The following is a 26,181-nucleotide window of genomic DNA, read 5'->3' as shown; positions in this document are numbered from 1 at the left end:
GCGCGCGGCCGGGCCGGCCGGCACAGGTCGCGGGCCCCCGGGCCCCCGGGCCCCCGGGGCCTTCTCAGCCGCGCAGATCCGCGGGGAGCTCGATCTTGCCGTCGTACGCGCCCTGGTTCTCCATGGTCACCTGCTGCTCGAAGGCCATGTCCTGCCCGTTGTAGGGAATCAGGAAGCCGAAGTCGAGGCGGTGACTCCTGATCCGGTAGGTCTTCGCGTCCAGGAGCAGCACCTCCTCCAGGCCGGAGAGGGTCAGCCGCGCGTCGTCCACCGGGATGCCGGCCTCGCGGAGTTGCTCGGCCGTGGGCTCGAACTCGCGCTTCGCCTTCTTGGCCCAGGCTCGCTGCTGGACGGCGCTCAGCTTCTGCTTGCCGCTCGTGACGCGGAGTTCGACCGTGCCGCCGCCGTCCTTCTCGGTCACCTTGACGTCGCCGCCGGTGGCCTGCGCGTACATCCGGAACTCGTGGATGACCGCGATCGGGTCGTCGGCCTTGTTCCGCATCTCCGGATCGGCGGGTGACACGGCGTTCCACTCGGCCGAGTCTTCCTTCAGATGGCCCGCGTCGCCGATGACGTACAGCTCCTCGGTCTTCTTCTTGCCCTTGCTGCTGGTGCTGACGCCCTGCGAGTGCAGCGCCGCCCGTCCGACGGCACGCCGCACGGTGCCCTCGTAGGTCGCGGCGCTCTTCTGTCCCTGGGACGTCAGCCCCTCCTCCCCCTTGACGGAGAAGGACCAGGCCGGCTCCTCGGCCATCGCCTTCTCGGCGAGGGCGAGGAAGTCCTCCGCCGTCTCGGGCGCCCCGGCCTGCTCGGAAGAGGCGGTCGACGGGGACGACGCCGCCGCCGTCTCAGGGCTCCCGGCCGGCTCCGCCTCCGTGCCGCACGCTGTCAGCGTGAGCGCTAGCGGGAGGACGAACACGGCGGCACTCCGGATGGGGCGGGTTCGCATGGGCGGCTTCCTTACGTCACGACGGGGCGCGGACTGTACAACAGCTCCCGCCGCTTGATCACCCCGAGGGACATTCCCGGCACCCCACCTGCGAGGACGTCACGCTTCAAGGGCGTCACGTCAGTGCGGGGACATCACGTCAGGTGGATCTTCAACTGCTCGTTGTGATCCGAGTGCCCGGCCACGACACCGGTGACCGGATCGCCCTCGCCGGGCCAGATCACGACCGAATCGTCGGCTGCCTCCTTGCGCATCCCGGCGACATCCGCGACCGCACCGTAGGGCCGCACACCTTCTACGGAGACGAAGACGCCGAAGGGAGCGACCTTCTCGACGGTGCCCCGGATCTCGGCTCCGATCGGAAACTTCCGTCTCGTGGCGGACCACAGGGGTGTCACGGCCGCGACTCGCTCTCGTGGCTCTCGAACCAGTGGGTGTCGAAGTAGCGGGCCGTCGAGCAGGGATGCTCCCGTTCGGTGAGCATCCGGTGGACGAACTCGGCGGTCGTGCCGTCGAACCGGACCCACGAGTCGGGAATGTCCTCGGTCACGAGGACGGGCCACCTGTCGGGGTCGGTATCAGCGGTGAGCCAGTAGAACCCGTGCGCCTGCTCCGTACTCCCCCACTGCAGCAGCCCGCCCGGCACCGGATACACCTCGTACGGCCTCCACAGCTCGCTGCCGCGTGTCCTCGCCCACTCGCCCAGCCACTCGGTGTGCCGGACGATGTCCGCGCTCGCACAGGACGCATCCGGCGTCTGGAGTGCGAGGAAGCCGTCGAACGCGCCGGTGCCGAAGATCTCGGCCAGTTGCTTGTAGTCGCTCGGCAGCGCCGTCCCGAGCCGGTTCTCGACCGCCGCCCAGTCGAACGTCCGCAGCCGGCTCGTGTCCCACCCCGTGACGGCGACGACCCCGTCCACCCAGGACGTCAGCTCCGCCGTCTGCGCCGCGGGGTCCTCCCGTTCTGCCACCAGCGCCACGAGCCGGACGTCGTCCCCTGCCCGCGCGCTGCCGCACCCGATCCACCGGTCCGCGAACGCCCATCCGCGCATCTCCACGATCCGCTCGCCGAACGGGGCCAGCAGCGGCAGCCCGGTCCGCGCGGTCACCGTCGGATCGGCGAATCCGCCCATGGCGAGGTTCCGCGGCCGGCCGTACCGCCCGCCGAGCGCCTCTTGGAGCGCGGGAAGGCCGATCGCCTCCGAGGGCGCCAGGCATATGTGCCCCGAAGGATGCCCCGGCGTACCGCAGTTGAGGTCGCCCGTCCCCGGGGCCGCCACCCGGTGCACCACTGACAGGAGTTCGTCCAAATGGAGCGCAGGCTCTTCCCGTTCGTCCATGGCGGCCATTGAAACGGACGCCGCCGACACCGGCCCGGGCGGCCGCGCCATGATGTCGCCCGTGACGAACAGCGCGGGCCTCGTCTCCACCTGGATACGCAGGCGAGCGGTCCCCCAAATGGCCCACCCGTAGCCCGGCTTGGCCGTATCACGGATTATTCCAAGGTCTGCGGCCGTGGTAGGACTGTTCGGCTGGATGATCTACAGCTGATACGGGGGACGGGGTCATGGCTGTCACAGTGCCGGACTGGGCGGACACGCTGCTGGATCTGGTGGGGGTGAACTGGCCCAACGTCGACGAGGACGCCTACCGGGACATGGCGGACGCGTTGCGGGAGTTCGCGGACGACTTGGCCGACGACGGTCAGCTCGCCAACAACCACATGGAGCGTCTGCTGTCGTCGGGTCACGGCGAGGCGATGGACGCGCTGAACGAGCACTGGGGCAAGGTCAAGGGCAAGCACCTGAAGGACATGATCTCCGCGGCCCGGACGATCGCGGGCGCACTCGACATGGCGGCGGGCGCCATCGAGGCCATGAAGTGGAAGGCGGTCGCGGAGCTCGGCATTCTGGCCGGCCAGACGGGTCTCGCCCTGGCGCTGATCCCCGTGACCGGTGGTCTGTCGGCACTGCTCGGCGCCGGTGCGATCGCTTTCACGAAGAAGCAGTTGCTGAAGCTCATCACGGGTGCGATGGAGGAGGCGGTCGGTCACATCGTGGCGGTGATGACCGAGCCGGCCGTGGCGGCACTGGAGAACATGGCCGCGGACCTGGTGGTCCAACTGGGGGCGAACGCACTGGGCGTGCAGAACGGTGTGAACCTCGACCAGACGAAGCAGGCCGGGAAGGACGGCTTCGACCAGGGTGTCCAGGGCGCCAAGGAGGGCATGAACCTCGCCTCCGCCGGAGGCGGTGGTGGCAAAGGCCCCAAGGGCCCGGGCTTCCACATCGAGCACGACGAGCATGATCAGGCCGGCACCAGGCTGAACCTGGTGAGCGTCGGCATCCACGGCAAGACCGCCGGCAAGCTGACGAAGGCGAAGACGGCCCAGGGCCGCAACAAGGGCCGGGACGACATCGCCGACGCACTGGACCCCGTCATCGAGAAGGCCATGGGCGCTCTGGTGAAGTCGGCCAAGACCATGGGCGACCACGTCGGCGAGACCCTGCCCAAGGCCGTCAAGCAGATATCCAAGGACCACAAGAACAACGACGACGACATCCGCGAACGCCTCGCCCGCCGGCGCAAGGACGACGACGGCCGGGACGGTTCCGGCGGCGCGGGCGACCACCGCCGTCGCCGCGGTGACGGCGACAGCGCCCGAACGAGGCCGAACGGACTGCGCGAGGTCCGTGACGACGCGCGTCGCCACTCCGTCCCGCTGGACCGAAAGACGTGCAAGTCCGACCCGGTCGACATCGCGACGGGGGAGATGACCCTGCCGCAGGTCGACCTCTCCCTGCCCGGGGTGCTCCCCCTCGTCGTGGACCGTACACACCTGTCGAAGTACCGCTACGGTCACTGGTTCGGCCGCAGTTGGTCCTCACTGTTCGACGAGCGCCTGGAAGCCGACCCCGTAGGACCGGGTGTCGTCTGGGCGCGCAGCGACGGATCGTGCCTCGTCTACCCCCGGCTCCCGCAGCCCGGCGACGATCGGGTCCTGCCCACCGAGGGACCGCGGATCGCCCTCGCCCACGGCGGCGTGCACGAGGACGAAACCACCTACACCCTGTCCGAACCCGGGGGGCTCACCCGCTCGTTCACCGGAAGTCCGTACCGCACCTCCCCGGCCTACTGGCTCACCGAGATCAGGGACCGCCACGACAACACCGTCGTCCTCGCCCGCCGCCCGGACGGCGCTCCCTCCACGGTGTCCCACAGCGGCGGCTACACGGTCAAGGTGGACGTGGCCGACAGGCGGATCACCGCCCTGAGTCTGCACACCCCGCAGGGGCCGGTCACCGTCATGTCGTACGGATACGACGCGGACGGCAACCTCGATGCCGTCACCAACTCCTCCGGCACGGCGACGCGTTTCACCTACGACCCCACCGGCCGCATCACCGCATGGACCGACCGCAACGGGTCCACCTACCTGTACGTCTACGACGCCGCCGGCCGGGTGGTCCGGACCGTGGGACCCGACGGCTTCCTGTCGTCGCGCTTCTCCTACGACAGCGAGGGCGGCATCACCCGTTACACGGACTCCACCGGCGCCACGAGCGTCTTCCGTTTCAACCGCCTCCTCCAGGTCGTCGCGGAGACCGACCCCCTGGGCAACACGGTCAGCCAGGTCTGGGACCGCTACGACCGGCTCCAGAGCCGCACCGACAGCCAGGGCCGCAGCGTCACCTACACCTGGGACGAGGACGGCAACCCCACGTCCGTACGCGAGCCGGACGGCTCCCTCGCCACCACGCAGTACGACGAGCGGGGCCTGCCCACCGTCGTGACCGCCGCCGACGGAAGCGTGTGGCGCCGCACCTACGACGACCGCGGCAACAACGTCTCCCTGACCACACCGGACGGGGTCACCACCCGTTACGCGTACGACCCGAACGGCGCCCTCGCCGCGGTCACCGACCCGCTGGGCAACAGCCGGACCTACCGCAACGACGATGCCGGCATGGTCCTCGCCCACACCGACGCCCAGGGCAGGACGACCACCCTGGTCCGCGACGCGTTCGGCCGGCCCGTCTCCGTCACCGATGCCGACGGCGCCACCACCACATGCGCGTGGACCGTCGAAGGGCACCTCGCCTCACACACCCGCCCCGACGGCGCCACCCAGCGGTGGACCTACGACGGGGAGGGCAACTGCCTCACCGAGACCGACGCCAACGGCGGCGTCACGACCTACGAGTACACCCACTTCGACCAGCCGGCCTCCCGCACCACTCCCGACGGCGCCCGCTACGACTTCCGTTACGACACCGAACTGCGCCTCACCGAGGTGCGCAACGCCGCCGGACTGACCTGGACCTACACATACGACGCCGTGGGACGCCTGGTCTCCGAGACCGACTTCGACGGCCGCACCCTGCACTACAGCTACGACCCCTCGGGCCGCGGACACAGCCGCACCAACCCGCTGGGGCAGACCGTCACCACACACCTGGACGACGCCGGCCGCGTCATCGCCCGCGACGTCGAGGGCGCCGTCACCACCTACACCTACGACCGGTCCGGCCGCCTCACCGAGGCGCGCTCCGCCGACTCCGTCCTCGCCCTCGAGTGGGACGCCATGGGCCGCACCGTCGCCGAGACCGTCGACGGACACACCAGCCGGTACGGCTACGACGCCCTCTCGCGCCGGACCCTGCGGGTCACCCCCAGCGGGTCCACCACCCGCCTCACCCACGACGAGCTGGGCAACCGCACGCACGTGGCCCTCGACGGCCACGGCATCGCGTTCGGCCACGACGCCACCGGCCGCGAGGTGGCCCGGTCCTTCGGCGGCCCCGAGCAGCCCGTGGTCCTCGGCACCGCCTACGACGCCGCGGGCCGGATCCGGGAGCAACGCCTCACCGCCCAGGACCGGACCCTCAGCCGCCGCCTCTACGCCTACCGTGCCGACGACCGGCTGGAGACCGTCACCGACGGGCTGACCGGCAACCGCAGGCATTACGAACTCGACCCGGCCGGACGGCCCCTGCGCGTCGAGTCCCACGGATGGACCGAGACCTACGCCTACGACAGCGAGGGCAACCAGACCTCCGCCCACTGGCCCGACAAGGCCCCGCACTCCGAGTCCCGGGGCCCGCGTGCGTACAGCGGCAACCGGCTGCAATCCGCCGGAGCGCTGCACTACACCTACGACGCGGCCGGCCGCATCGTCGAACGGCGCAAGAAGCGAATATCCCGCAAGCCGGACATCTGGCGCTACGAATGGGACGCGGCCGACCGGCTGACCGCATGCATCACACCCGACGGCACCCGATGGACCTACCGCTACGACCCGCTGGGCCGCCGAACGGCCAAGCGCCGGCACGCCTCCGACGGGACCGTCGTTGCCGAGACCCTCTTCAGCTGGGACGGCAGCCGTCTGGCGGAACAGACCGACTCCTCCACCGGCACCACCTTGACCTGGGAGTACGACGGCCACCGCCCGATCGCCCAGGCCGAGCGCCGCACGACGCAGGACCCCGGCGGCGACCAGGATTCCGTCGACGCCCGCTTCTTCGCGATCGTCACCGACCTCGTCGGCACACCCACCGAACTCGTCGACCACACCGGCGCCACCGCCTGGCACAGCCGCGCCACCCAGTGGGGCGCCACCGCCTGGAACCGGGACGCCACGGCACACACCCCGCTGCGCTTCCCCGGGCAGTACGCCGACCCCGAGACCGGTCTGCACTACAACTTCTTCCGCCACTACGACCCCGAGGCCGGCCGCTACGTCAGCCCCGACCCCCTCGGCCTGGACCCCGCCCCCAACCCCGCCGGCTACGTCAACAACCCCGCCACCGAGGCCGATCCCCTCGGGCTGGCGCCCTGTATGCAGAGCCTGGAGGACATGGCGCACAAGATCTCCCAGGTCCTGCCCAAGCGCGGACAAGAGGGCCAGACCGTCGCCATCATCGCCACGCGTCACAAGGGGAAGGACGTGCTGATCGTCGCCGGGACCAGCAAGAGCAAGCTGACCCCCGCCCAGCGGAAACTGGCCGAGGAGATGGGCCTCTACCCGCTCCCGAACGACCAGTACCTCCCCCCGACACCGCCCAAGGTCCCGGGCGGGCACGCAGAGCAGAACATCCTCCACTACCTCAGCCGCCTGCACAGCAAAGGCTCGGACGACTGGCTGCCCACCCACGGCGCGGCCATGCGCAGCGTCTGCCCCGATTTCTGCGCCCCCATCATCCGCATCGAGGGCATGCTCGCGGGGCCGACGTACGGTGACGACAAACCCACCCACCGGCGGCAGTTCTACTGGCCCAGCCGCTACACCCCGGACACGGACTAGGAAAAGCACATGAACTACCCCCATGTACCCGTACGGCTGCTCGCGCATGAGTCCCTGCCCGGCATCACCGAGGCACTGGGGAACCTGGACGGCTGGCTCCTGCGCGACGGCACACACTGGCTCGTGACCCGGCACGAGGGCACGATCACCACGCACAGGCTCAGCACCGATCACTCCCAGGTGGTCGCTGCCCGCGCCACGTGGAGCGACCCGGCTCCCGACGGGCCCAGCCTGTACTGCTCGCCGCTGCCCGACGGCGCCTTGGCCATGAGCACCCGGGAGGCCGTCACCGTCCAGGAGCCCGACGGAACCGTCCGCTGGGAGCACCGCCACCGGGACTGGCAGCAGTCGCCCGGGGCCACCGGCGCGTGCACGCCCGACCCGGCCGGCCGTGTCCTTCTGGCGACCATGGCCGGACCCCTCGGAGCCGACGGGCTCTCCACGGGCGACGTCTGCCGCGCCCTCGACCTGGCCACCGGCGAGGTGCTCGCCGAGCACGTCCTGCCGTCCTTGTCAGCGGCGTACGCCTTCCAGCAGTTCCCGGACGCACGACCTGAGGTTCTCCTCACCGCTTCCATGGGGCAGGACGGCACTCACTGCCTCCTGGTCGCCCGCACGGCCGCCGGGCTCGAGGTCCGGGCAGCGGGCACCGCCGAGGAACCCTACGTCGGCCTCGGTGCGGACGGGACGCTGGTCAGCCAGGACGTCGGCGGCGGATACCTCTGCCGCACGCAGGACGGCGCCGACGACGTGATCGTCGAGGCCGGCGATGTCCTCCCGGACGAAAGGGTCTTCGTCGGCTACACCCCGGGCTTCGTCGACGACAAACGGATCCTGGTCGTGACGGCCGAGGAACAGTGGGCCGAGGAGGGCACGCACCTCATCCTCGACGCCCACACACTCAGGCCCCTCGCCGAACTCGACTACCCGCAGACGCCGGGGGTCACTGCCGTGCCGCTCGGCGACGGCACGTGGCTCGTCCGCGACGAAGAGACGGTGCAGCGCTGGACGACCGCCTGATCCGGATCGCCCTCGATCAAGGAATCGTACGAATTCTGCGCCGCAGCTCCTCGCCGTGGACGACGGGCACTTGAGGGCTCCCGCCCTGTCCTGGCCGGAGCCGGTCGCAGCCCCCTGACCGCCACGCCGCCAGCTCGCACCACACGGTCTTGCCGCCGGGCCCCTGCCCCACGCCCCACCGCAGGGTCATCGCATCGAGCAGCACAAGGCCCCGGCCCGACTCGTCGTCGGCGGCGGCCGTCCCGCACAGGACGGGCAGGGCACGCGGGTCGGGGTCGGTGACCTCCAGTCGCGTACGGCCGCCGCCGCACGACACGCGGACCGTCACGGGCGTTCCCTCACCGATGTGGCGGATCACGTTGGTGAGGAGCTCGGTAGCGCAGAGCTGGAGGTCGGCGCCGTAGTCGTACAGTGCGCGGCGTACGCCGGACACGGCGGCCGGGGTCGCGAGCAGGTCCAGCGTGAGGGGTGGCCGGCTCATCACGCGACTCCCTTACGGAGGGCGGCGACCAGCGTCCGGGCGGTCAGCAGGTTGCAGTTGCCGAGCGAGATCAGCGGCCGGGTCGGGTAGCGGGCGGCGAAGGTCGGCAGGTCGACGCGGAGGGACGGGAGCGTGATGCCGTGCTCGGCGAGGGCGGCACGCAGCTCCTCGGCGCAGTCGTCGGCTTCGGAGTGGTCGTACATGGGCGGGTTCACACCTTCCAGTGCGCTGTGTGACGAACTGCTCACAGCGTGATGCCGAGCGGCGTAGCGTGAAAGAGGTTCAGGATCCCCGCCCTGAACTGCACGTATGCGCGGTGCAGTTGGTACGGGCCGGGGAACCCCGGGAAACGGGCGGTACACGGCACCAGGGACGGTGGGCGATGGGGCAGCGCAAGGACATCGACGGCTCGACGGGCGTCCCGACCTTCTACGGCAGCGAGTTGCGGTGGAAACGGGAAGAGGCGGGCCTCACCCTCCAGCAACTGGTCGAGGGCAGCTTCTACGGCCCCAGCCACCTCAGCGAGATCGAACGCGGCACGCGCCGGATGCCGGCGGAACTGGCCGAGCACGTGGACCAGGTGCTCGGCACGGACGGCTTCTTCCGGCGGCGCTGCGAGGACGTGCGGAGGGCGAAACGGCGGGGGCACGCGAGCTACTTCGAGCGGGTGCTGGAGGCGGAGAAGCACGCGGAGACCATCGAGGAGTGGTGCCCGACGCTGATCCCGGGGCTGTTGCAGACGGACGCGTACGCGCGGGCGGTGGTGCGCGCGACACATCCTCTTGCCCCGGACGAGGAGGTGGAGGAGAAGGCCAGCGCCCGGATGGCACGCGCCCGCCTCTTCGAGGACAACCACAAGACCCCGATGTACTGGGTGATCCTTTCCGAGTCGCTCCTGCGCCAGCCGATCCTTCCGCCGGACCAGGCGGCCGAACAACTGGAACACATCGCGGCGCTGGCACGCCGCCGCCGGATCCTTCCCCAGATCCTTCCGTGGAACTGCGGGGCGCACCCGTTCATGCTCGGCACAGCCATGATCATGACGTTCTCCGACGCTCCTCCCCTGGTCTACACGGAGGCACTGCACAGCGGGGACACCATCGACGATCCGGCCCTCGTGAAGGAGTACCGCCGGTCGTACGATTGGCTCAGGGCCGCCGCACTACCACCGGAGGCGTCCCTCGCCATGATCGAGGAAGCGGCTGACGATGACCGAAGTGGCAAGCAACGGGATTGACTTGAGCACCGCCATCTGGCGCAAGAGCAGCTACAGCAACGGCAGCGGCGGCAACTGCGTCGAGGTCGCGGAGGCGTTCCCCGGGGCGGCTGCCTGGCGCAAGAGCACGTACAGCAACGGCGACGGCGGCAACTGCGTCGAGGTGTGCGAAGCCCACACCGGCGTCGTCCCCGTCCGCGACTCCAAGGTCCCGAGCGGCCCGGTCCTCACGGTCACGGCCCCGGCCTGGACCGCCTTCGTCACGTCCCTCAAGTCGCCCGCCACCGCGTGACGCAGCCGGTGGACGTCGGCCTTTCGACGCCGACCGGCTCCACCTCGCCTGCCCGAACCCTGCCGAGGGACCAGCACGAAAGGTCCCGCACCGAGGCGGTTACCCTCTGCTGGCCCGCCCGGCCGTCGGGCGGCTCGAGGGAGGGGCTTTCATGCGGCAGCGGAGAGCGGGAAGCGGCCTGAGAACCGCCGCCTGGGTGCTGGTACCACTCGGACTGGTCCTGATGCTCGGTGGCATCGGGTACACCTGGACGAACTACGAAGGCGCCACCGTCATGAGCGAGGCGATGTCGCCCACGTACCGTCCGGGCGAGCGGCTGCTCATCGAGCGCACGGACGCGGGCGAGATACGCAGGGGCGACGTCGTACTCGTCGATGTGCCCGATCGATATCAGGGCAGGCCGGTCCTCCAGCGGGTCATCGGGGCCGCCGGCGATCACGTGGTGTGCTGCGACGGAGGCCGGATCACGGTCAACGGGAAGCCGGTCGACGAACCGTATGTGATGCGCGGTGAGGTGAACGCCGGGGCCGCGGAATACGACGTGACAGTGCCGGACGGGCGGCTGTTCCTGCTGGGCGACCACCGCGGGAACTCCAACGACTCGCGTTTCTTCCTCGGCGAGCAGTCGGGCAGCGTCGCGGCATCCGGAGTGCACGGGCGCGTGCAGAGCGATTCCACCGCGCCGGTGGCGTTCGCAGCGCTGGGCATGCTCGGGGTCGTGATGGCCCTGGTCGGGACGGGCCTGGGGATCGGGGGGTACGTGGCCGGGCGCCGTACCCGGCGGCCGGTAGAGGCTGCTCCGCCGTGGCCGGTGGCCTGAGCTCCAGCAGCTTCGGACTGCCGCTCTCCGCCCAGCACCGCTCCTACTGCGTCTCGCCGCTCATGGAACCGTCGGCAGAACGAACGGGGCTTCCGCCTCCCACCCCGCCAGTCGCCGGCCCTTAGTACTCCAGCCGTAGTTCGTGATCTTCATTCCTGAGTGGCTTGTCGTCGGTAGTGGCTGGCTTGGGATCGGGCCTGGTGGCGGCGCCGCCAGTTCGACCAACCGAGCCGGTGGGCTGTGTCGTGGACGGGTCGGACGACGGGGGTGATGAACAGGCGCTGGATCTCGTTGCAGGTGAGCGGAATGAGGGCATCGGGTGCGGGGCGGGTGTGCTCGTCTGCGCGTACGACGGCGAGGAAAGCGTGCGCGAGCATGGCGAGGGTGACCCAGCGGGACCAGGAGGTACAGCGGCGGACCTGGTGCTCGTCGAGTGCGGCCAGGCCCTTGCCCGACTGGAAGAACTCCTCCACCCGCCATCTTGATCCGGCGACTCCGACCAGCGCGGTCAGCGGCACGGACGCGGGCGAGTAGCAGCGGTAGTAGGCGAGTTCGCCGGTGCTGCGGTTACGGCGGATCAGTAGCTGACGACTCCCGGGGGCGGGGGTCGGGGAGGTCGATGACTGCCCAGTTGTAGACGCGGTGGCCCTTGGCCCCGGCCCCTGCGGAGAGCTTCTGCCAGGCCCGCTTGGGCACCTTCTTGGCCAAGATGTCCGCACGGAACTTCCCCGCCGAGCACCAACCGCGCCGCCCTGCGCCGGGGTTCGACCCGGGCGAAGCGCCCCGCGATCCGGCCCATCAGGCCCTCGAACGCGTCCCGCCAACGGGTGGGTTCTATGCTGTGACCTGCGGCCACCGTCTCTTCGTCAGTCCACACAACTCACGATGATCAACGGTGGCCGCACCCGTCTCCACAACGCGTCAGGGTCGCGCAGTTCCGCCTGCCGTCCTGAGTCAGGAGGACATGTGCAACGTGGCGAAGTCTGGTGGGTGGAGTTCGACGAGCGGCGGCTGGTCGTACTGCTGGCGGCAGACGACGCGTCCAGGATCCGGGCGATGCAGGTCGTCACTCCTGCGGGCGTCGACATCAGCGGTCTGGGCGTCGAAGTGCAAGTAGGTGCCATGGAAGGACTGCCCTTTGAAGGCGTGCTGCGGTTCGCGTTCCCGCGCCCGGGCTTTACCCCCTGCACGTGGCTGACCACCGTGTCCCAGGACGACCTGATCGAGCGGGCGGGCGTCCTGTCCTCCGCGAAGCTCAGCGAGATTGAGGACGCCCTCCGTCTCGGCGAACAGGCGAAGGAACGGACCCCGGCGACAACCGCGAAGCTCAGCGAGATAAGGGACGCCCTCCGTCTCGGTGAACTCGGGTAGGCGGAGAGGCGCCACTCACCATCGAGATCACGATCTACGGCTGGAGTATTAGGCCACGGTCAGCGAGTTGCCCCGCCGGAGACCGGCGGTGCTTCCCGTTTTCATCGCCTTGGCGCTGGCGATTCCGAGGCGTCCTGCCAGCAGGACGCCCACTCTTTCACACCTCAGCCACAGACTCAGGAACGGAACCCTGATGTCTCGTCCCAAGGGATTCCGTGCCATTCCGTCAAGGCGTAAGCCATGAGGCGGTCATTGCCCGCGCATGCCGTCAGGCGCTCCGGATTCGGCAGCTTGCCGGAACAAAGCGAATGCGCGCTCATGCTGCGTGCCCGAGATCAGGTGGATGCCGCCCAGCAGTGCACTCGCGCCGGCCCCCTCCCTCGGATCGTCGAGCAGGCGTTCCAGCACCGGAGCGATCTGCTCCAGGCGGGCCTTCGCCCCGCCCGAACCGAGCCGGAAAGCGTGCACGAACCAGTTGCCCGCCGCTACCGGATCGCCAACCTCGAGGGCAGCTTCACCGCGCTCGATTACCTTGCGCCCGTCGGACAAAGGAAAGCCCCACCCAGGGATGGTGGGCTTCCCGGGAACCGATCGACAACGTCGATCTGGCGATCACGGGGAAATCTTTACGCGGTGGTATCCCCTGCCACCAGGACAGGAGATACCACCGCGTTCACTGTCAGGGAAGGAATTCCCAGAACGGGCCGTCAGGCGCGCGGTCGCGAGAACACAACGTCACGTCCCTACCCTTGAGATAAGCCAGCAACCATTCGCTGAACGTCATTTCGTAGAGAGTCCAGGCCGGACCGTCGAACTCCTGGACCACAACGCGCCAGGGCGACGAGGGCTCGTCGGGAACGCGAAGGAAAACCCATTCCCCCGTCACGGCCGAAGCCACCGGCATCAACTCGCCGGGGTTCGTCCCTACCGGACTCGGCAGGAACTCTGCCATGTCCTCCTCGCGCCACATCTCGAGGTCCCCCCTGATGGTTTCTCCGAGACTGTGCAGAAGATGTCCGGCGGGGTGCTCCAGATACAACTGCCCGTTGACCTGGATCGAACCGTAGGCGTCCACGATCTCACGGAAGTCTGCAGGGAATTCGATCGATGAACAGCCACGGACAGCGGGAAGCCCCGCCAGACACCGGCGGGGCTTCCCGTTCCATCGCCGCGTCCTCTCGTAACGACGCGGCCGGCCCACCCATGCATGGCGAGGCCAACCGTATCGACAACGGCGTTCACATCACCATCCACCCACGACGCCAGGCCACCAGTTGAACCGACTCTCCTCGCCCACTTCGGAATCTATTTGACATACCAGATCATAAAAGTGCTCCAAATTATCATAAAGCTGATCCAGGTCATTCATTTTCTTCAGAGCTTTACTCGCAAAACACCATCGCCAAGACGTTTCGACAAATTTCCGCGCTGCTGAATTCACATAGGAAACCGCCTGATCATCCATGTACGGAAAGGCAACCACCAGCCCTTCTGCTTGCAGCACGCCGATCGATCTTCCCCAGTAGTCACCAAGCCGAAAGGCACTACCGACTGCGGACCGAATCTCTGGCACCGAAGACTCCTGGACATCGCCAACAAGTTGCACTCCATGGCGCCCCCCGCCGGGCTCCATCACCGGGATTCCGAACTCACGCAGCGCCGCCGTGTCTTCCTTGGACAGCCCCCACTGCCCCAGGTCCCGTGGTGGATAAGATGCACCGAAGCCGCGGCGAGAAAGGACACCCAACGGCAACTCCATACTTTCGTTGAACTCCGCTTGCAGTTCCGCATTTCCCACAATGAACTCCAGCCGGACCGATGAACAGAAAGACAACTTGGCCGGCCACCCCCTGGGCGGCCGGCCAAGTCTACCTGCTACTGCGTTACCTGCTCACGGCAGGACTGCTACGTGATCCACTCGAATCCAGGCAGATCCGCTGCGGCGCCACGGAACGATCCCATAGCCCGCGCAATGGCTCCCGCGTTCTTTCGGCCATTCCTGATCCCATCCGGGTTGAGGCTCCAGGAAATGTTTCCTCCGAGGTTCTTGTACTGACTCAGGCTTGCCGAACAGTTGTGAGGATCGGTCACACACGGCACTCGCTCGGAATATACGCCGAGGACGTCGTCTGCAGAGATCCCGTTCGCCGGATCGGCGATGTACCGATTCAGAATCTCTTCCGAGTGAAGGCCGCCTGGGTCATTTGCTGCCGCCAGGAAGCGCGAGTTCGAGCCACTTCCGACTTGATAGACGGCAACGTTCTGCGAGGGCTTAACCTTGTTCGTCATTCTGGCGTTCATGGAAACCTGGGCCAACTGCGACGACGGGCAGTTGAGTGCAACCGGGCTGTTGTGTACGAGCACAGGGCTCGCGCCCACCAGCGCGAAGAACGTGTGCACTCCGTCGACGGTGAGGTTGTGGACGCGCTGGGTACGGTGGGCTTCGTCGATCGCGGTGATCTGGACCCAGGTGCCGGCTGAGGTCTGGAGCCACATGCCGGGCTCGAGGTCCTCCGCGTTGGCCCACTTGCCGAAGTCCGGCAGCCAGAACGGGTGCTCGTCCGTAGCGGTGATTGTTTCGGGCTTGGCGTCGCCGTCCTTGCCGTCGGGGTCGACGGTGAGGGTGATCAGGTGCTTGACGCCACTGTGGTTTCGGGTCTCGGTGATCTGACGGGCCTGCAGGTCGCCGGTCTCCGGGTCGGAGGCCAGGACGTATTCGCCCGCCTTCAGGTCCTCGATCTTCTTCGTGGACCCGTCGGCCATAAGCACCTTGGTGCCAGGGACGAAGCTGTTCTTCTTCGGCTTCTTGCACTCACCACTCTTCTTGCCCTTCGGCTTGGACTCAGCCTTGGGCTTGGGCTTCGACTTCGGCTTCGGCTTGGCGGCAGGCGGCTTCGAAGGCGCCTTGGCACCCTTGACCGCGTCGGCGGCCTTGGCGCCCTTCTTCGCGTACTTGGCCGCCGTGGCCGCCGCGCCGATGCCCGGGATCGCCGCCGCCATCGACAGGGCCGCGTCCGCGTAGTTGCCCTCGGCTGCGTACCACACGCCGTTGGCCACATCCGCGACCTCGCCGATCACCGGCACCATGCCCGCCACGTCCAGGGCCGCGTGGCCCACGTCCGAGAGCGAGATGTCCAGGCCGAAGAGGTGGCCGTCGAGCTCCACGAAGGAGATCGGGTTGCCGCCGGCGAACGCGTACCGGTTGCCCGTGTACGGGTCCGTCGCCAGACCCATGTCGTCCAGCGCGCCGCCGTACATGTCACGCGTCAGGAACCGGTTCAGGCCCGGGTCGTAGTTCCGGAAGCCCATGTCGTACGTACCGGAGCCGTCGTCGTGACGTGCCGCGTTGTAGCGGTAGTCGTTGTACTGCTCCTTGTCCGGGTTCGCAGCGTCCGGCTTGTCCGCGCCGGTGAACTGCTTCTCGTCGTCGGAGCCGTACGCCGAATAACCGTACGTGGCCCGGGTGTTGCCGTCGGCCTTGGTGATCGCCTCCACGTCACCCTTCGGGTGGTAGAGGAACTGCGAGTACTCCTTTGTCGCATCGGTGTTGTGCTTGATCTGGGTCAGCTTCTGGCCCCACGGCGAGTACTGGTAGGACTTGGTCGCCTTGCCGGCAACCTCCTCCCGCAGCACCTTCGACTCCATGCCCAGGTACGTGAAGAGCGTGGTCTTCCCGCCCGTGCCGGACGTGGTCTCCTGCGCCGTGCGGTCGAACGCGTCGTACACGTACGACGTCGTCTTCGCCGCCGCACCCGTACCCGCCGTGTGCTTGGCGATCCGGTCGAAGCCGTCGTACGTGTACTTCTCCTGTACCGACCCGTTGGAGGACACAGTGTCCAGGCGGCCCAGAGGGTCGTAGTTGTACGTGGCGGCCACACCGCCCCCGGCCGTCTTCAGCAGACGGTTGCGGTCGTACGTCGACGTCGACGTGACAGTGCCCACCGTCTGTTCGACGATGTTGGAATTGCCGTCGTACTTGTACGTCTCCGTACCCGCCGCGTCACCGGTCTTGGTGACCGTCTTGATGCGGTCCTGCGGGTCGTAGGCGAACGTCGACACGGTGTCCAGGTAGTCCGCCGCGTTGTCGGCGTTCATGACCTTGGACGTGTCCTTGGAACGGTTCCCGTTCGGGTCGTACTCCAGGTCGTGCGAGGCGACGACGGTGCCGGTGCTCTTCTTTTCCACCTGCGACTTGACCGCGCCGTTGAGCCAGTACGCGTAGTCGACGGTGTTGCCGTTCGGCTTCGTCTGCTTCAGCGGCTGACCGCGGTCGGTGTAGGTGAAGGTGCTGATCTGCTGGTTGCCCGCCGTCGGCGAGTCCGCGTTCGTGATCTTGTTGATCATGTCGCGGACGTCGTACTCGGACTTCGACCACGTCACGTCGTGCGTGGTCTCCACCGGGTTGCCGTTGACGTCGTAGGCAAGCGCGGTCGTGTTCTTGACCGTCGTGCCGAGCTTCTCCTCGACCTTCGCGAGCTGGTTGAGCTCGTCGTAGGTCATCGCGTAGGCGTCGGCCTTCGCGCCGGGCGAGAGGTCCTTGACCTCGGCGAGCAGACCGTTGACGTCGTACCGGTAGGTGAAGTCCTTCTTCTCGTTGTCGGTCTCGCCCGTGTTGGAGCGGACAAGCTTCAGACCGTCGGCGACGACCGTGCCGTCGGCCAGGTCGGACAGCGTGACCTTCTGGGTGCCGGACTCCGTGAAGGAGTACGAGCCCAGCGAGACCCACTCACCGGACCGTGTGGTCTGGTTGACGGGCTTGGTGACCTCGCCCGACGCGTGGGTGATCTTGAACGGTGCGTTGGTCGCCGCTCCGGTCACGTCACCGTGCCGGACGAAGACCTCGTACGTACCGTCCTGCGGGATGCTGAGCTGCCAGGTGAACGAGTCAGCGCCGGTGCCCTTGGGATGGGTGCGGACGTCGTAGCCCCACTGGCCCATGGCCTGGGAGGCGTTCCAGCTGCCCTGCGTCGCCGTGTTGTTGACGTCGGTGGAGTCGACGACCACGACGTGGTTGCCGACCGGGATGCCGTCGTCGGAGCGGGCCTTCTGGTTGCCCGAGGGGTAGAAGTCCCACGTCATCGTCCGCTGCGACGAGCCGCCGGCCGAGGTCAGCGTGTTCTTCGTCTGCTGGCCGAGCGCGTTGTAGTCGTACGACGTGGTGATCTCGAACGGGTCCTTCGCGGACTTCGTCCACCCGTTGTCGTAGTAGGTGTACTCGGTGTCGTTGCGGACCGTCTGCCCCTGCGACGGCGGCGCCGAGACACGCTCCAGCTGGCCCACCGAGTCGTAGAAGAAGAAGGTCTTGTCCGGGGTGCCGTAGTCGGCGTCACCGGAATCGAACGGGCGGAGCTGCTCCTTGACCCGGTTCAGCTCGTCGTAGACCGTCTCGGAGGTGAAGTCGGTCGCGTCGTCCGTGGTCGCGACGCCGCGCGGGCTGATCTCCTTCGTTCGGTTGCCGACCTCGTCGTACTCGAAGCGGGTCGTCCGGTAGGTGATGACACCGGAGCCGTCCTTCGAGTACGGGACCTTGACCTCCTTGACCAGGCCGCGCCGGTCGAAGATCGTCTCGCTCGTGTTGCCCTCGGCGTCCGTCGCCTTCGGCGAGCGGCCGTCGAGGTCGTACTCGACCGTCGTGAACTTGCCGGCCGCGTCCGTCGTCTTCGTGACCCGGTGGTTCAGGTCGTAGGTGTACTTGGTGGTGAAGTCGGCGGTGTCCGCGGTCGCGTTCTTCTTCGGGTCGATGACCGTGACCACGTTGCCGACGTTGTCGTACTCGCTGGAGACCTTGTCGCCCTTGGCGTTGACCACCGAGACGGGCTGGTAGATCTCGTCGTAGGTGTAGGTCGTGGTGTAGTCGCCGACCGTGGCCGTCAGGTTGCCCTTGGGCTCGGTGACGGTCTTGACGTTGCCGACCTTGTCGTACGTCGTGGTCGTGCGCCGCTCGGGATCCGTCGTGAGGTCCTTCGGCGCGAGCGAGTCGGTGACCTGGTCGGCCGCGTCGTACACCGAGGACGACTCGGCGCCGCTCGGCGTGAAGACCTTCAGCAGGTTGTTGTTGGCGTCGTACTCGGGCGCCGGGGTGGTGATGTAGACGCCTGCCGCCTGGTCCTTCGGCTGCTTCTGCTCCAGCGGACGGCCGAAGTAGTCGTAGGACTGGGTGACCTTGGCGCCCTTGGCGTTGATGACCTCCTTTGTGTTGCCGCGCTCGTCGTAGACGAAGTTCGTGGAGTTGTTCAGCGCGTCCGTGATCTTCGTCGGGTAGCCGTGCGGGCCGAAGCCGAAGTACGTGGTGGCGTGGCCGTTCGCGTCGGTCTGCTTGGTGGGCTGGCCGTACGCGTCGTACTCGGTGGTCGCCGTGTAGTCACCGGCGGTCGTCGAGGCGACGCCCTCGGGGTCCGTCACGGACGTCTGGTTGCCGAACTGGTCGTAGCCGAACTCCCAGACGTTGCCCAGCGGCGACGTCTTGCGCCACAGGTCGGCGGAGTAGCCGTCGATCCGCGTCGTGTACTCGAACTTCGTCGCGTTGGCGGGGTAGGAGGCCGGGTTGCAGTAGTCCGTCGGGTTGAACTGCGTCCAGGACTTGGTGATTTCCGCGTCCCACGTCCGCAGCGGATAGCCCGTCTTCGGGTCGAAGCAGGACGCGGTCTTGGCACCGTTGGCCTGCTCCATGTAGACGACGTTGTTGTCCGCGTCCCAGCTCAGCTTGGTGGTCTGGGCCTTGGCGTTCGTCATCTGCACGGGACGGCCGAAGTCGTCCAGGACGTGATCGGTCGCGCGCAGTTCTGCGTCGGTGACCTTGGTGTCGGTGAACTTCGTGTTCAGGACGTTGGGCTTGTACGCGAAGTTCGTGGCGAAGTTCCGCCGATCGGTGATCGTCTTGGTCCACCAGTGGTACTTCGGGTCGTCGCCCACCTGCGGCGCGTAGTACGCGAGGGAGGTCGCGCTGCCCCGCGGGTCGGTCGCCTTGACCAGCTTGACGTTCTTGTTGCCCTGCGTCGCGTCGTAGGTGAACTTGAAGACCTTCGGCTGCGTCGAGAGCTCACCGTCGATGATCTGGCCGAGCAGACCCTTGTCGGTGTAGTAGAACGTGATCTTGCGTCCTGAGATGTCCGTCATGGACTTCACGTGGTCGTAGATCTTGGAGTTGGTCAGATTGGTACCGCTGACCTTCGCGCCCGTGGCGTCGATGTACTGGTAGGAGGCGTCGCCCTTCTTGTAGTACTCGACGGTGAGCGACTGCCGGCCGGCCGGGTCCGTGATGTACGTCAGGAACTTGGTCGGCTTGTTGTTGGACTTGCGCTCCTCGTACGTGAACGTCTGCGTGTTGCCGTCGTTGTCGACCGCGGACGTCATGTAGCCGTCGCAGCCGAACAGGAACCGCGTGCCGTCCGGGCGTGTGAGCGTCCAGGCGTCCGGGACCGGATCCTTGGTCGGCTTGCAGTCCAGCCCCGCCTTGGCGGCCAGCTTGAAGTGGACACCCGCGGGTGCCTTCCAGACGCTGTTGGTCGCGTCCCAGCGGAAGACGTGCGTGGTGCCGTCGCCGTCGGGGAGCCGGACCTCGGTCGGGTTCGGGTTCGGGTGGAAGTCCAGCGGCGCGCCGAGGCGCGTCGGGCCGGAGACCTGCGCCGACCAGCCGTGGCCGAGGACGGTGTCCGAGGTGTCCAGGGTGTTGTAGGCCAGACGCGCGAAGGTGTTGAGGCCACGACCCGGGTTGTTGATGGCGTTGTACTGCCACACGCCGTTGCCGGACGCCAGGTTGTTCATGAAGCTCGAACCGGCGCCGGTGTTCTTGCCCGTGTAGCTGTAGAACTTCTCCAGACCCAGCGTGTTGGACGTCGGGTCCTCCACCGCCACGTTCTGCTTCAGCGGGGGAATACCGCCCGTGCCCGCGGACAGCCAGGTGCCGTCGGCGATCTTGCGGACGTCCCAGCCGAGCACGTACTCGTTGCGCTTGTTGCCCGAGTCCGAGTTGATCGGTGTGGCGACCTTGGCCTGGATGGTTGCCGACTTGCCCGGCAGCAGGGCCGGGATCGGGGTCTCCAGCTGGTTGCCGCCGGTGGTGGCGTCCGTGCCGTCGGGGAGCTTCCAGGTGTAGGAGAGCTCGCGCTCACCCGCGGCCCACGCGGCGGACGTGGTGTTGGTGACCGTGAACTCCACCGTGTAGGTGGTGTTCGGCGTCATCCGGGCCGGGGTGGTGGGCGCGTAGTACGTGTCCTCCGTGGTGGAGTCGACGTAGATCACGCGCAGCAGCGGGCGCAGCTGGGGGTCGGGGGCGGCGGCGGACAGGAAGATGGAGCGTTCCTGCGGGCCAGCCGTGGTCTCGTCCTTCAGCTTGATCAGGGTGCCCTTGTTGCTGGTGGGCGTCTTGACCCAGCTCTGGGTGAGGGACGTGGCGTCCCACCAGTGGCGGCCGAGGTCGGTGTTGAAGGCCGGCACGTAGTCGGAGACGACCGAGGAGTGGTCACCGCCCGCCGTGGTCCACGCGGTGGTGGAGTTGGCGTTGTTCCAGGTGGCCTGGGTCTCGGTGAAGTCCCGGGTCAGTCCGTGGAGGTTGTACTGGGCCTTGGTGGTGGTGGTGCGCTCGGTGAGCGTGGACCACAGGAAGACCCGGCTCTCGAGCACCGTCGCGGTGGTCGGGATCGTGGTGGTGGGCCACTTGATCACCGAACGGGTCTTGCCGTAGGTGCCCGAGTTGTTGCCGACCGTCAGCCAGTCCTGGCCGAGGGTGCCCTGCTCGATGGTGTTCAGGTTGGTCGTCGGCTTCAGTGAGGACAGCGTGGTGTCGGTGACACCGGCGCCGGCCTGGATGAGCCGCATGGTGCGGCCGGCCTTGGGGACGCCCACGACGCGGGTCGGGGAGCCCAGCACCTGGCCGTCGGCCGTCTTGACCGCGATCTGGTAGTAGTACGACTTGCCGATCTCCGCGCTGCTGGAGTCCGGGGTCGGGACCGCGGTGGTGTCCGTGTAGGTGGTCGCCGTCTTGGCGATCGGGGCGACCAGCGTCGCGGCCGAGGGCGTGAACACCTGCTGCGTGGAGCGGTGCAGCTGGTACTCGGCGATGTCGAGGTCGGTGTCACCGGTGGTGTTCTTGTACGCCGCCCAGGACAGCTCCGGACCGGTGCCGTGCACGACGGTCGGCGAGTTCAGCGAGGTGCCGACCTTGCCGAAGGTGACCGTCAGGCGCGGGATGGTGGACGTCTCGCCGCCGTAGTCGTAGTCCCCGGCCTCGTACTGCGGACCTCCGAGCGGCGCGGTGGAGGTCTCGTTGACGGCCTTGATCACGAAGCCGTAGTTGGGCGAGGTGCCCGAGACCCACTTCTGGACGGTGTCGCCGACCCGGAAGTTGTGCCACTGGTTGTACTCGCCGATGTCCTTGCGGATCTGCGCCGGGTTGACCAGCCGGACGCCGTCGGCGATGGTGCGCTTGGTGGAGTCACCGGTGTCGCCGAGGACGATCTTGCCGGTGTTGCCCTTGGCGAAGTCGATCTGCGCGGTGCCGAGCTGGCGCCAGCCGGTCGTTCCGGTGGCCTGGTCGACCGTGAAGTTCGCGGCCGGCTCGGCGGACGTCACCGTGTACGGGGCGGCCGTCGCGCCGTCCGTCTGCACCGGGGTGTGGACCTCGACCTTGTAGTCGGCGGCCTCGGGGACCATCGGCTGCCAGGTGTACGACTCCCCGGTCGCGGTGTTCTTGTTGTACGCGTAGTCGCTGCCGTGGCCGGTGCCGGTGACCCGCGGCCACTCGCCGACCGCGGCCGTGCCCGTGTCACCGTCGTCCATCAGGACCGTGGTCGCCGACTGCTCGCCCACGAAGGTGCTGGTCTTGTCCCACGTCGCCGTGGTCTCGTCCCACGCACCGGTCGCCCGGCGGACCTCCACGTCGACGTTGGTCGAACCGGAGGTGTGGACCTGGTCGAAGTACATCGACAGCTGCGCGGTGTCGATCTTCGAACCGGCCGGGATCTCGTCCAGCGGGAACTTGATCAGCGACCGGGCGATGCCCGTGCTGCTGGTCTTGCCCGCCGACATGTCCCACGTGCTGTTGAAGTTCGTCGTCGGCGCGTCCGAGCGGACCATGACGTCCTGCGACTCGGTCGGCGACGGCGCGATGGTGATCGTCGGGTCGATCACCACCGGGTACTGCCGCTCCGGCGCCGCCAGCCACTTGGCGTCAGGAGTGACGGTCAGCCGCCACTGCTTGCCGTGCCGGGACAGCTCCTGCGACACCTTGGAGCTGTACGACGTGCCGTACGGGGACGCCTTGTCCTTCTTAGCGTCCGTCATGAACGCCGGCGGGATCACCAGCACCGGGTTCGCCGGGTCCTCGCCGAACAGGGCGATCGAACCGTCGCCCCGCTCCTTCGGCTCCAGCTCGCCGGCATCCAGCGTGAAGACGAACTTCACCGGCTCGGCGGGCTTTTCGGCCAGGGTGATGTTCTCCTTCACCCTGCCCGCACCCACCTGGTAGGACACATCCGCACCGGACGCCAGGCCCTTGTAGGTGACCGTGTCGGCCTTCACGGACGGCGCGACACCCTTGGCCGCGCCTTCCAGACCGAGCACGACCGCCTGGCCGGATTCCGTCTCGAAGCGCACCAGCTTCGAGGCGTCCGAACCGAACCAGCTACGGCCGGTGTTCGTCGTGTTCGCGAAGTCGAAACCCTTCGCCTCCGACGCACGCACCGTCGTGTCGATCGGCTTCCACGACGAGCCCGACCGGTACGACACGGGCTTCGCCGACAGCTCGGCCTCCACCCGCCCGTCCGACATCTGCCAGAACCGCGCCTGCGGCGTGCGCCGCTCCGTCAGCTCCTTGACCCGCTGCGCCGGCGGCAGCTTCTCGCCCTTCGGGAGCTTCTCCCGGCTCGGTATCTCGAGCTTTCCGCCGACCGGCGGCTTGTCGGATCTCTTGTCGTCGTCGTCGCTGAACCAGCCGGCGATGGTGTCGACAACGCCCTTGCCGTCGTCCTTTTCCGGCCCTGATGACGGAGCCGCATAAGCGACCTGCGGCAGCAGCGTTCCCGCCACCGCCGACACCACCAAACAGGAGATATATCTCCTGTATGGAACTTTCACTTCATTACCTTTCGGCACTGCGAGCCGAATCCCCGCATGCGGAAGGAGATCCACACACGGAAAAGCGGCACGCCGAGTAAGCCCCATCGGGGGTTTCCGATGCAGCCTGAATCCGTGCCGCTCTTCTGCGCGCGAGCAGGCATCTGGCCAGCTCACGAGCGCGGCAGGGGATTATTGATCATCGGAGTGACAGCACGTCAAGCCCACGGACATTCAGGGCAGGTGCGGGCACCCGAGTCGCTTCGCCCCTTTTGACCGGTCGCTCGCGCGGCGCACCGCGCGTGGTGTATAACCGCCCGGTTCGACGCCAACCGATTCAGCCGACTACCCGAAAGCCGAGCCCCGCTCATGTCATCCAAGGAATCCACGGAAAGCGCAGAGCCGGAGGGAAAGTCCGACGAGACGCCGGACACGAAAACTGTTGAAACGGAAACCACCGGCGCGGAAAAGACTCACACGGAAGCGAATCCGGAGCGAATTGCGGATCCCGGGACGGTGAACGAGAGCCGGGAGCAGGGCGCCGGCGGCGGCCGTGCCGGAGTGGCGATCGCAGCCGTCCTGCTGCTCGCCTGCGGCGGCCTCGTCGGCTACGGCGTTCTCGACACCGAGGAGAAGCCGAAGCCCCCGGCCGTGCCGACCGCCGCGGTGACGTACGAGGTCACCGGCGAGGGCCCGGTCGAGATCTCGTACCTCGCCCGCAGCGAGGACGGCACGGCGACCGTCGTCCGGGATGCCGAGCTTCCGTGGAAGAAGACCGTCCAGGTGCCGCTGGGCAAGCCGCCGACCATCGCCATCGTCCTCGGCGAGAAGGGCGGCCAGGCGGCCTGCACGCTCGCGATCCGTGGCGAGCACGTCCAACGTGCCACGGCCATGGGCGAGTTCGGCCGTGCCACCTGCGCGGGCGAGCTGCCCGCAACCGACAACTGATCATCGCGCAGATGCGCTTACGAGGTTCACGAGGGATGGGCATGAAGCCGAGAGGGACCCGCGCGCGGCGGGCGGGAAGAGCACCGCGCACCGTCTGGCTGGCAGCGGGGGCAGTGGTCCTTGCGGGCACAGGGGTCACGGCCGTCGCCGTCACCGGCGGCTCCGGGAACACCGGCACCGACGACGACCCCCGGCCCGTGAAAGCCCACACGCTGGCACTGGACGGCAAGGACGCTAAGAAGCGCGAGCTGCCGCGCACGGAGACGCAGTTGTTCTCGCTCGTCGGAGTCTCCTGGGAGGACAGCGCCGACGACTTCGAGGGCACCGCGCAGATACGCACCCGCAGCGCGGACGGCGGCGCCTGGACCGACTGGCGCGATCTCGACTTCGACATCCGGGCCCCTGAGTCGGAGGAGGGCGACGCGGCGGGCGTCCGCGGCGCCTCCGAGCCGCTGTGGGTGGGACCGTCGGACGCCGTCGAGGCCCGTGTGGTGGCCGGCGGCAAGGAGACCGCGGTGCCGAAGGCCCTGCGGCTCGACATGATCGACCCGGGCGGGACGGACAACGGCAAGGGACAGGGGAAGGGGAACGGGACGGGCAAGCCGTCCGCCGAGCCCAAGAAGACGGACACCGCGGCACCGAGCCCTTCGGTCACCGGCCCGGGCACCGCGCCGAGCACCGCCCCCGAGCCGACCGGAGCCTCGTCGGAACCGGCGGAGGCGCCGGCCACCGACCAGCCGGCCTCGCCCACGGCCCCGGTACCCTCCGCTGAGCCGACCGAGGAGCCGCAGGAGCCGACCGCCGAACCGAGCACCCCCGCCCCGAGCCAGGAACCGACGGCGGATCCGAGCCCCGCACCCAGCCAGGACCCCACAGGCCCCGCGCCCTCCGAGGAACCGCAGGAGCCGACGGCCGAACCGAGCACCCCGGCCCCGAGCGAGGAACCGACCACCGGCCCCGGCACCGAACCGAGCGGTGAGCCGACCGGCGAGCCCTCGACGGGGCCGACCGCCCAGCCGGACCCGGCCGAGTCGACCGGGACGACCGGACCGACCGCCCCTGCCGTACCGGCGATCGTCAGCCGGGCGGACTGGGGCGCGGACGAATCGCTCGTCGCGGACCCGCCGTCTTATCTGAGCAAGGTCTCCGCGGTGTTCGTCCACCACACCGCCGGCACGAACAGCTACGACTGCGCCGAGTCGCCGGCCATCATCCGGGCGATCCTCACGTACCACGTGAAGACCAACGGCTGGAACGACATCGGCTACAACTTCTTCGTCGACAAGTGCGGAACGGTCTTCGAGGGCCGCGCGGGCGGCGTGGACAAGCCGGTGCGCGGAGCGCACACGTACGGCTTCAACGGCGACTCGTCCGGCGTCTCGCTCCTCGGCGACTACGAGAACGGCGGTACGCCCACTCCCGCGGCCAAGCAGGCCATCGCCGACATCGCGGCGTGGAAGCTCGGCCTGCACGGCGTCGACCCCGAGGCGAAGGTGACGCTCACCGCGGCCGGTGACACGGGCGTCTACAAGACCGGCGAGCAGGCCACGCTCAATACCGTCTCGGGCCACCGCGACGGCTTCGCCACGCTGTGCCCGGGCGCCACGCTCTACTCGGCGCTGCCGGAGATCCGCCGCATGGCGGGTGCGTCGGTGTACGCGCGCTGACAGATCGCCAGGGCCGGCCGCCTCCCGCCCTCGTGGTGGGGGCGGCCGTTCCGCGCGCCTGG

Annotated in this window: 18 protein-coding genes and 1 pseudogene; 9 read left to right on the top strand and 10 right to left on the bottom strand. The window is 68.2% G+C overall.

Annotated features, from left to right (window positions below):
- Positions 1-64: 64 nt before the first annotated feature.
- The 3 genes from ACTMTU_RS14105 to ACTMTU_RS14095 form a co-directional block, all read right to left on the bottom strand.
- Positions 65-949, bottom strand: coding sequence for a hypothetical protein (locus ACTMTU_RS14105; protein ID WP_441263824.1), 885 nt, complete (start codon positions 947-949; stop codon positions 65-67).
- Positions 950-1,083: 134 nt separating this feature from the next.
- Positions 1,084-1,347 carry a hypothetical protein gene (locus ACTMTU_RS14100; RefSeq protein WP_441263823.1) on the bottom strand — a complete coding sequence of 88 codons (264 nt, stop codon included), beginning with the start codon at positions 1,345-1,347 and terminating at the stop codon, positions 1,084-1,086.
- On the bottom strand, positions 1,344-2,288 hold the full coding sequence (locus tag ACTMTU_RS14095) for a hypothetical protein (protein ID WP_441263822.1): 945 nt from the start codon (positions 2,286-2,288) through the stop codon (positions 1,344-1,346). The genes ACTMTU_RS14100 and ACTMTU_RS14095 overlap by 4 nt, the downstream gene beginning before the upstream one ends.
- On the opposite strand from ACTMTU_RS14095, the gene ACTMTU_RS14090 reads away from it, so the two are divergent.
- The 3 genes from ACTMTU_RS14090 to ACTMTU_RS14080 all read left to right on the top strand — a co-directional run bounded on the left by ACTMTU_RS14090 (position 2,287) and on the right by ACTMTU_RS14080 (position 8,272).
- The gene (locus ACTMTU_RS14090) at positions 2,287-2,421 is read left to right on the top strand and encodes a hypothetical protein (protein WP_441263821.1); all 135 of its coding nucleotides are present in this window, start codon (positions 2,287-2,289) and stop codon (positions 2,419-2,421) included. The two genes, ACTMTU_RS14095 and ACTMTU_RS14090, sit on opposite strands and share 2 nt — an antisense overlap.
- 94 nt (positions 2,422-2,515) lie before the next feature.
- Positions 2,516-7,252, top strand: a complete 4,737-nt coding sequence (locus ACTMTU_RS14085) for a DUF6531 domain-containing protein (RefSeq protein WP_441263820.1) — start codon at positions 2,516-2,518, stop codon at positions 7,250-7,252.
- 9 nt (positions 7,253-7,261) lie between these two features.
- A complete protein-coding gene (locus ACTMTU_RS14080; protein ID WP_441263819.1) occupies positions 7,262-8,272 on the top strand; it encodes a hypothetical protein in 1,011 nt (336 codons plus the stop codon).
- A gap of 16 nt (positions 8,273-8,288) precedes the next feature.
- Here ACTMTU_RS14080 and ACTMTU_RS14075 read toward each other — a convergent pair whose 3' ends face one another.
- Positions 8,289-8,753: an ATP-binding protein gene (locus ACTMTU_RS14075; RefSeq protein ID WP_441263818.1), complete on the bottom strand. Its 465-nt coding sequence runs from the start codon at positions 8,751-8,753 to the stop codon at positions 8,289-8,291.
- A complete protein-coding gene (locus ACTMTU_RS14070) occupies positions 8,753-8,956 on the bottom strand; it encodes a hypothetical protein (RefSeq protein ID WP_307707911.1) in 204 nt (67 codons plus the stop codon). Before ACTMTU_RS14070 ends, ACTMTU_RS14075 begins: the two co-directional genes overlap by 1 nt.
- A 179-nt stretch (positions 8,957-9,135) precedes the next feature.
- Here ACTMTU_RS14070 and ACTMTU_RS14065 point away from each other — a divergent pair, with 179 nt between their 5' ends.
- From ACTMTU_RS14065 to lepB, 3 genes are all read left to right on the top strand, one after another.
- Positions 9,136-9,990 (top strand): helix-turn-helix domain-containing protein, encoded by an 855-nt coding sequence (locus ACTMTU_RS14065; RefSeq protein WP_441263817.1) that lies wholly within the window; start codon positions 9,136-9,138, stop codon positions 9,988-9,990.
- Positions 9,962-10,261 carry a DUF397 domain-containing protein gene (locus ACTMTU_RS14060; protein ID WP_441263816.1) on the top strand — a complete coding sequence of 100 codons (300 nt, stop codon included), beginning with the start codon at positions 9,962-9,964 and terminating at the stop codon, positions 10,259-10,261. Before ACTMTU_RS14065 ends, ACTMTU_RS14060 begins: the two co-directional genes overlap by 29 nt.
- Positions 10,262-10,412: 151 nt before the next feature.
- Complete coding sequence (gene lepB, locus ACTMTU_RS14055; RefSeq protein WP_441263815.1) at positions 10,413-11,081, top strand: signal peptidase I; 669 nt, start codon at positions 10,413-10,415, stop codon at positions 11,079-11,081.
- 149 nt (positions 11,082-11,230) lie between these two features.
- Here lepB and ACTMTU_RS14050 read toward each other — a convergent pair.
- Positions 11,231-11,813: pseudogene (locus ACTMTU_RS14050) on the bottom strand (IS701 family transposase); the annotation flags it as partial.
- 234 nt (positions 11,814-12,047) lie between these two features.
- Between ACTMTU_RS14050 and ACTMTU_RS14045 the strand changes: the two are divergent.
- Entirely contained in the window at positions 12,048-12,452 is a 405-nt protein-coding gene (locus tag ACTMTU_RS14045; RefSeq protein WP_266841859.1) for a type II toxin-antitoxin system PemK/MazF family toxin, read from the top strand.
- Between the two features lie 249 nt (positions 12,453-12,701).
- Here the strand turns inward: ACTMTU_RS14045 and ACTMTU_RS14040 are convergent, their stop codons facing one another.
- The 4 genes from ACTMTU_RS14040 to ACTMTU_RS14025 all read right to left on the bottom strand — a co-directional run bounded on the left by ACTMTU_RS14040 (position 12,702) and on the right by ACTMTU_RS14025 (position 23,612).
- On the bottom strand, positions 12,702-13,001 hold the full coding sequence (locus ACTMTU_RS14040) for a hypothetical protein (RefSeq protein WP_441263814.1): 300 nt from the start codon (positions 12,999-13,001) through the stop codon (positions 12,702-12,704).
- Positions 13,002-13,131: 130 nt separating this feature from the next.
- A complete protein-coding gene (locus tag ACTMTU_RS14035) occupies positions 13,132-13,527 on the bottom strand; it encodes an SMI1/KNR4 family protein (protein WP_441263813.1) in 396 nt (131 codons plus the stop codon).
- Between the two features lie 168 nt (positions 13,528-13,695).
- On the bottom strand, positions 13,696-14,250 hold the full coding sequence (locus ACTMTU_RS14030; protein WP_441263812.1) for an SUKH-4 family immunity protein: 555 nt from the start codon (positions 14,248-14,250) through the stop codon (positions 13,696-13,698).
- A gap of 107 nt (positions 14,251-14,357) precedes the next feature.
- Positions 14,358-23,612: a golvesin C-terminal-like domain-containing protein gene (locus ACTMTU_RS14025; protein WP_441263811.1), complete on the bottom strand. Its 9,255-nt coding sequence runs from the start codon at positions 23,610-23,612 to the stop codon at positions 14,358-14,360.
- Positions 23,613-24,020: 408 nt separating this feature from the next.
- Here ACTMTU_RS14025 and ACTMTU_RS14020 point away from each other — a divergent pair, with 408 nt between their 5' ends.
- Both ACTMTU_RS14020 and ACTMTU_RS14015 read left to right on the top strand, forming a co-directional pair.
- Positions 24,021-24,452, top strand: coding sequence for a hypothetical protein (locus tag ACTMTU_RS14020; protein ID WP_441263810.1), 432 nt, complete (start codon positions 24,021-24,023; stop codon positions 24,450-24,452).
- 41 nt (positions 24,453-24,493) lie between these two features.
- On the top strand, positions 24,494-26,119 hold the full coding sequence (locus ACTMTU_RS14015) for an N-acetylmuramoyl-L-alanine amidase (RefSeq protein ID WP_441263809.1): 1,626 nt from the start codon (positions 24,494-24,496) through the stop codon (positions 26,117-26,119).
- The last annotated feature ends 62 nt before the right edge of the window (positions 26,120-26,181 follow it).

This window comes from Streptomyces sp. OZ13 (assembly GCF_052068155.1).
In the GTDB taxonomy this organism is placed as follows: Bacteria; Actinomycetota; Actinomycetes; order Streptomycetales; family Streptomycetaceae; genus Streptomyces.
Note: the sequence above shows the minus strand (reverse complement) of the source record. Positions and strands in the feature narration are given on the sequence as shown.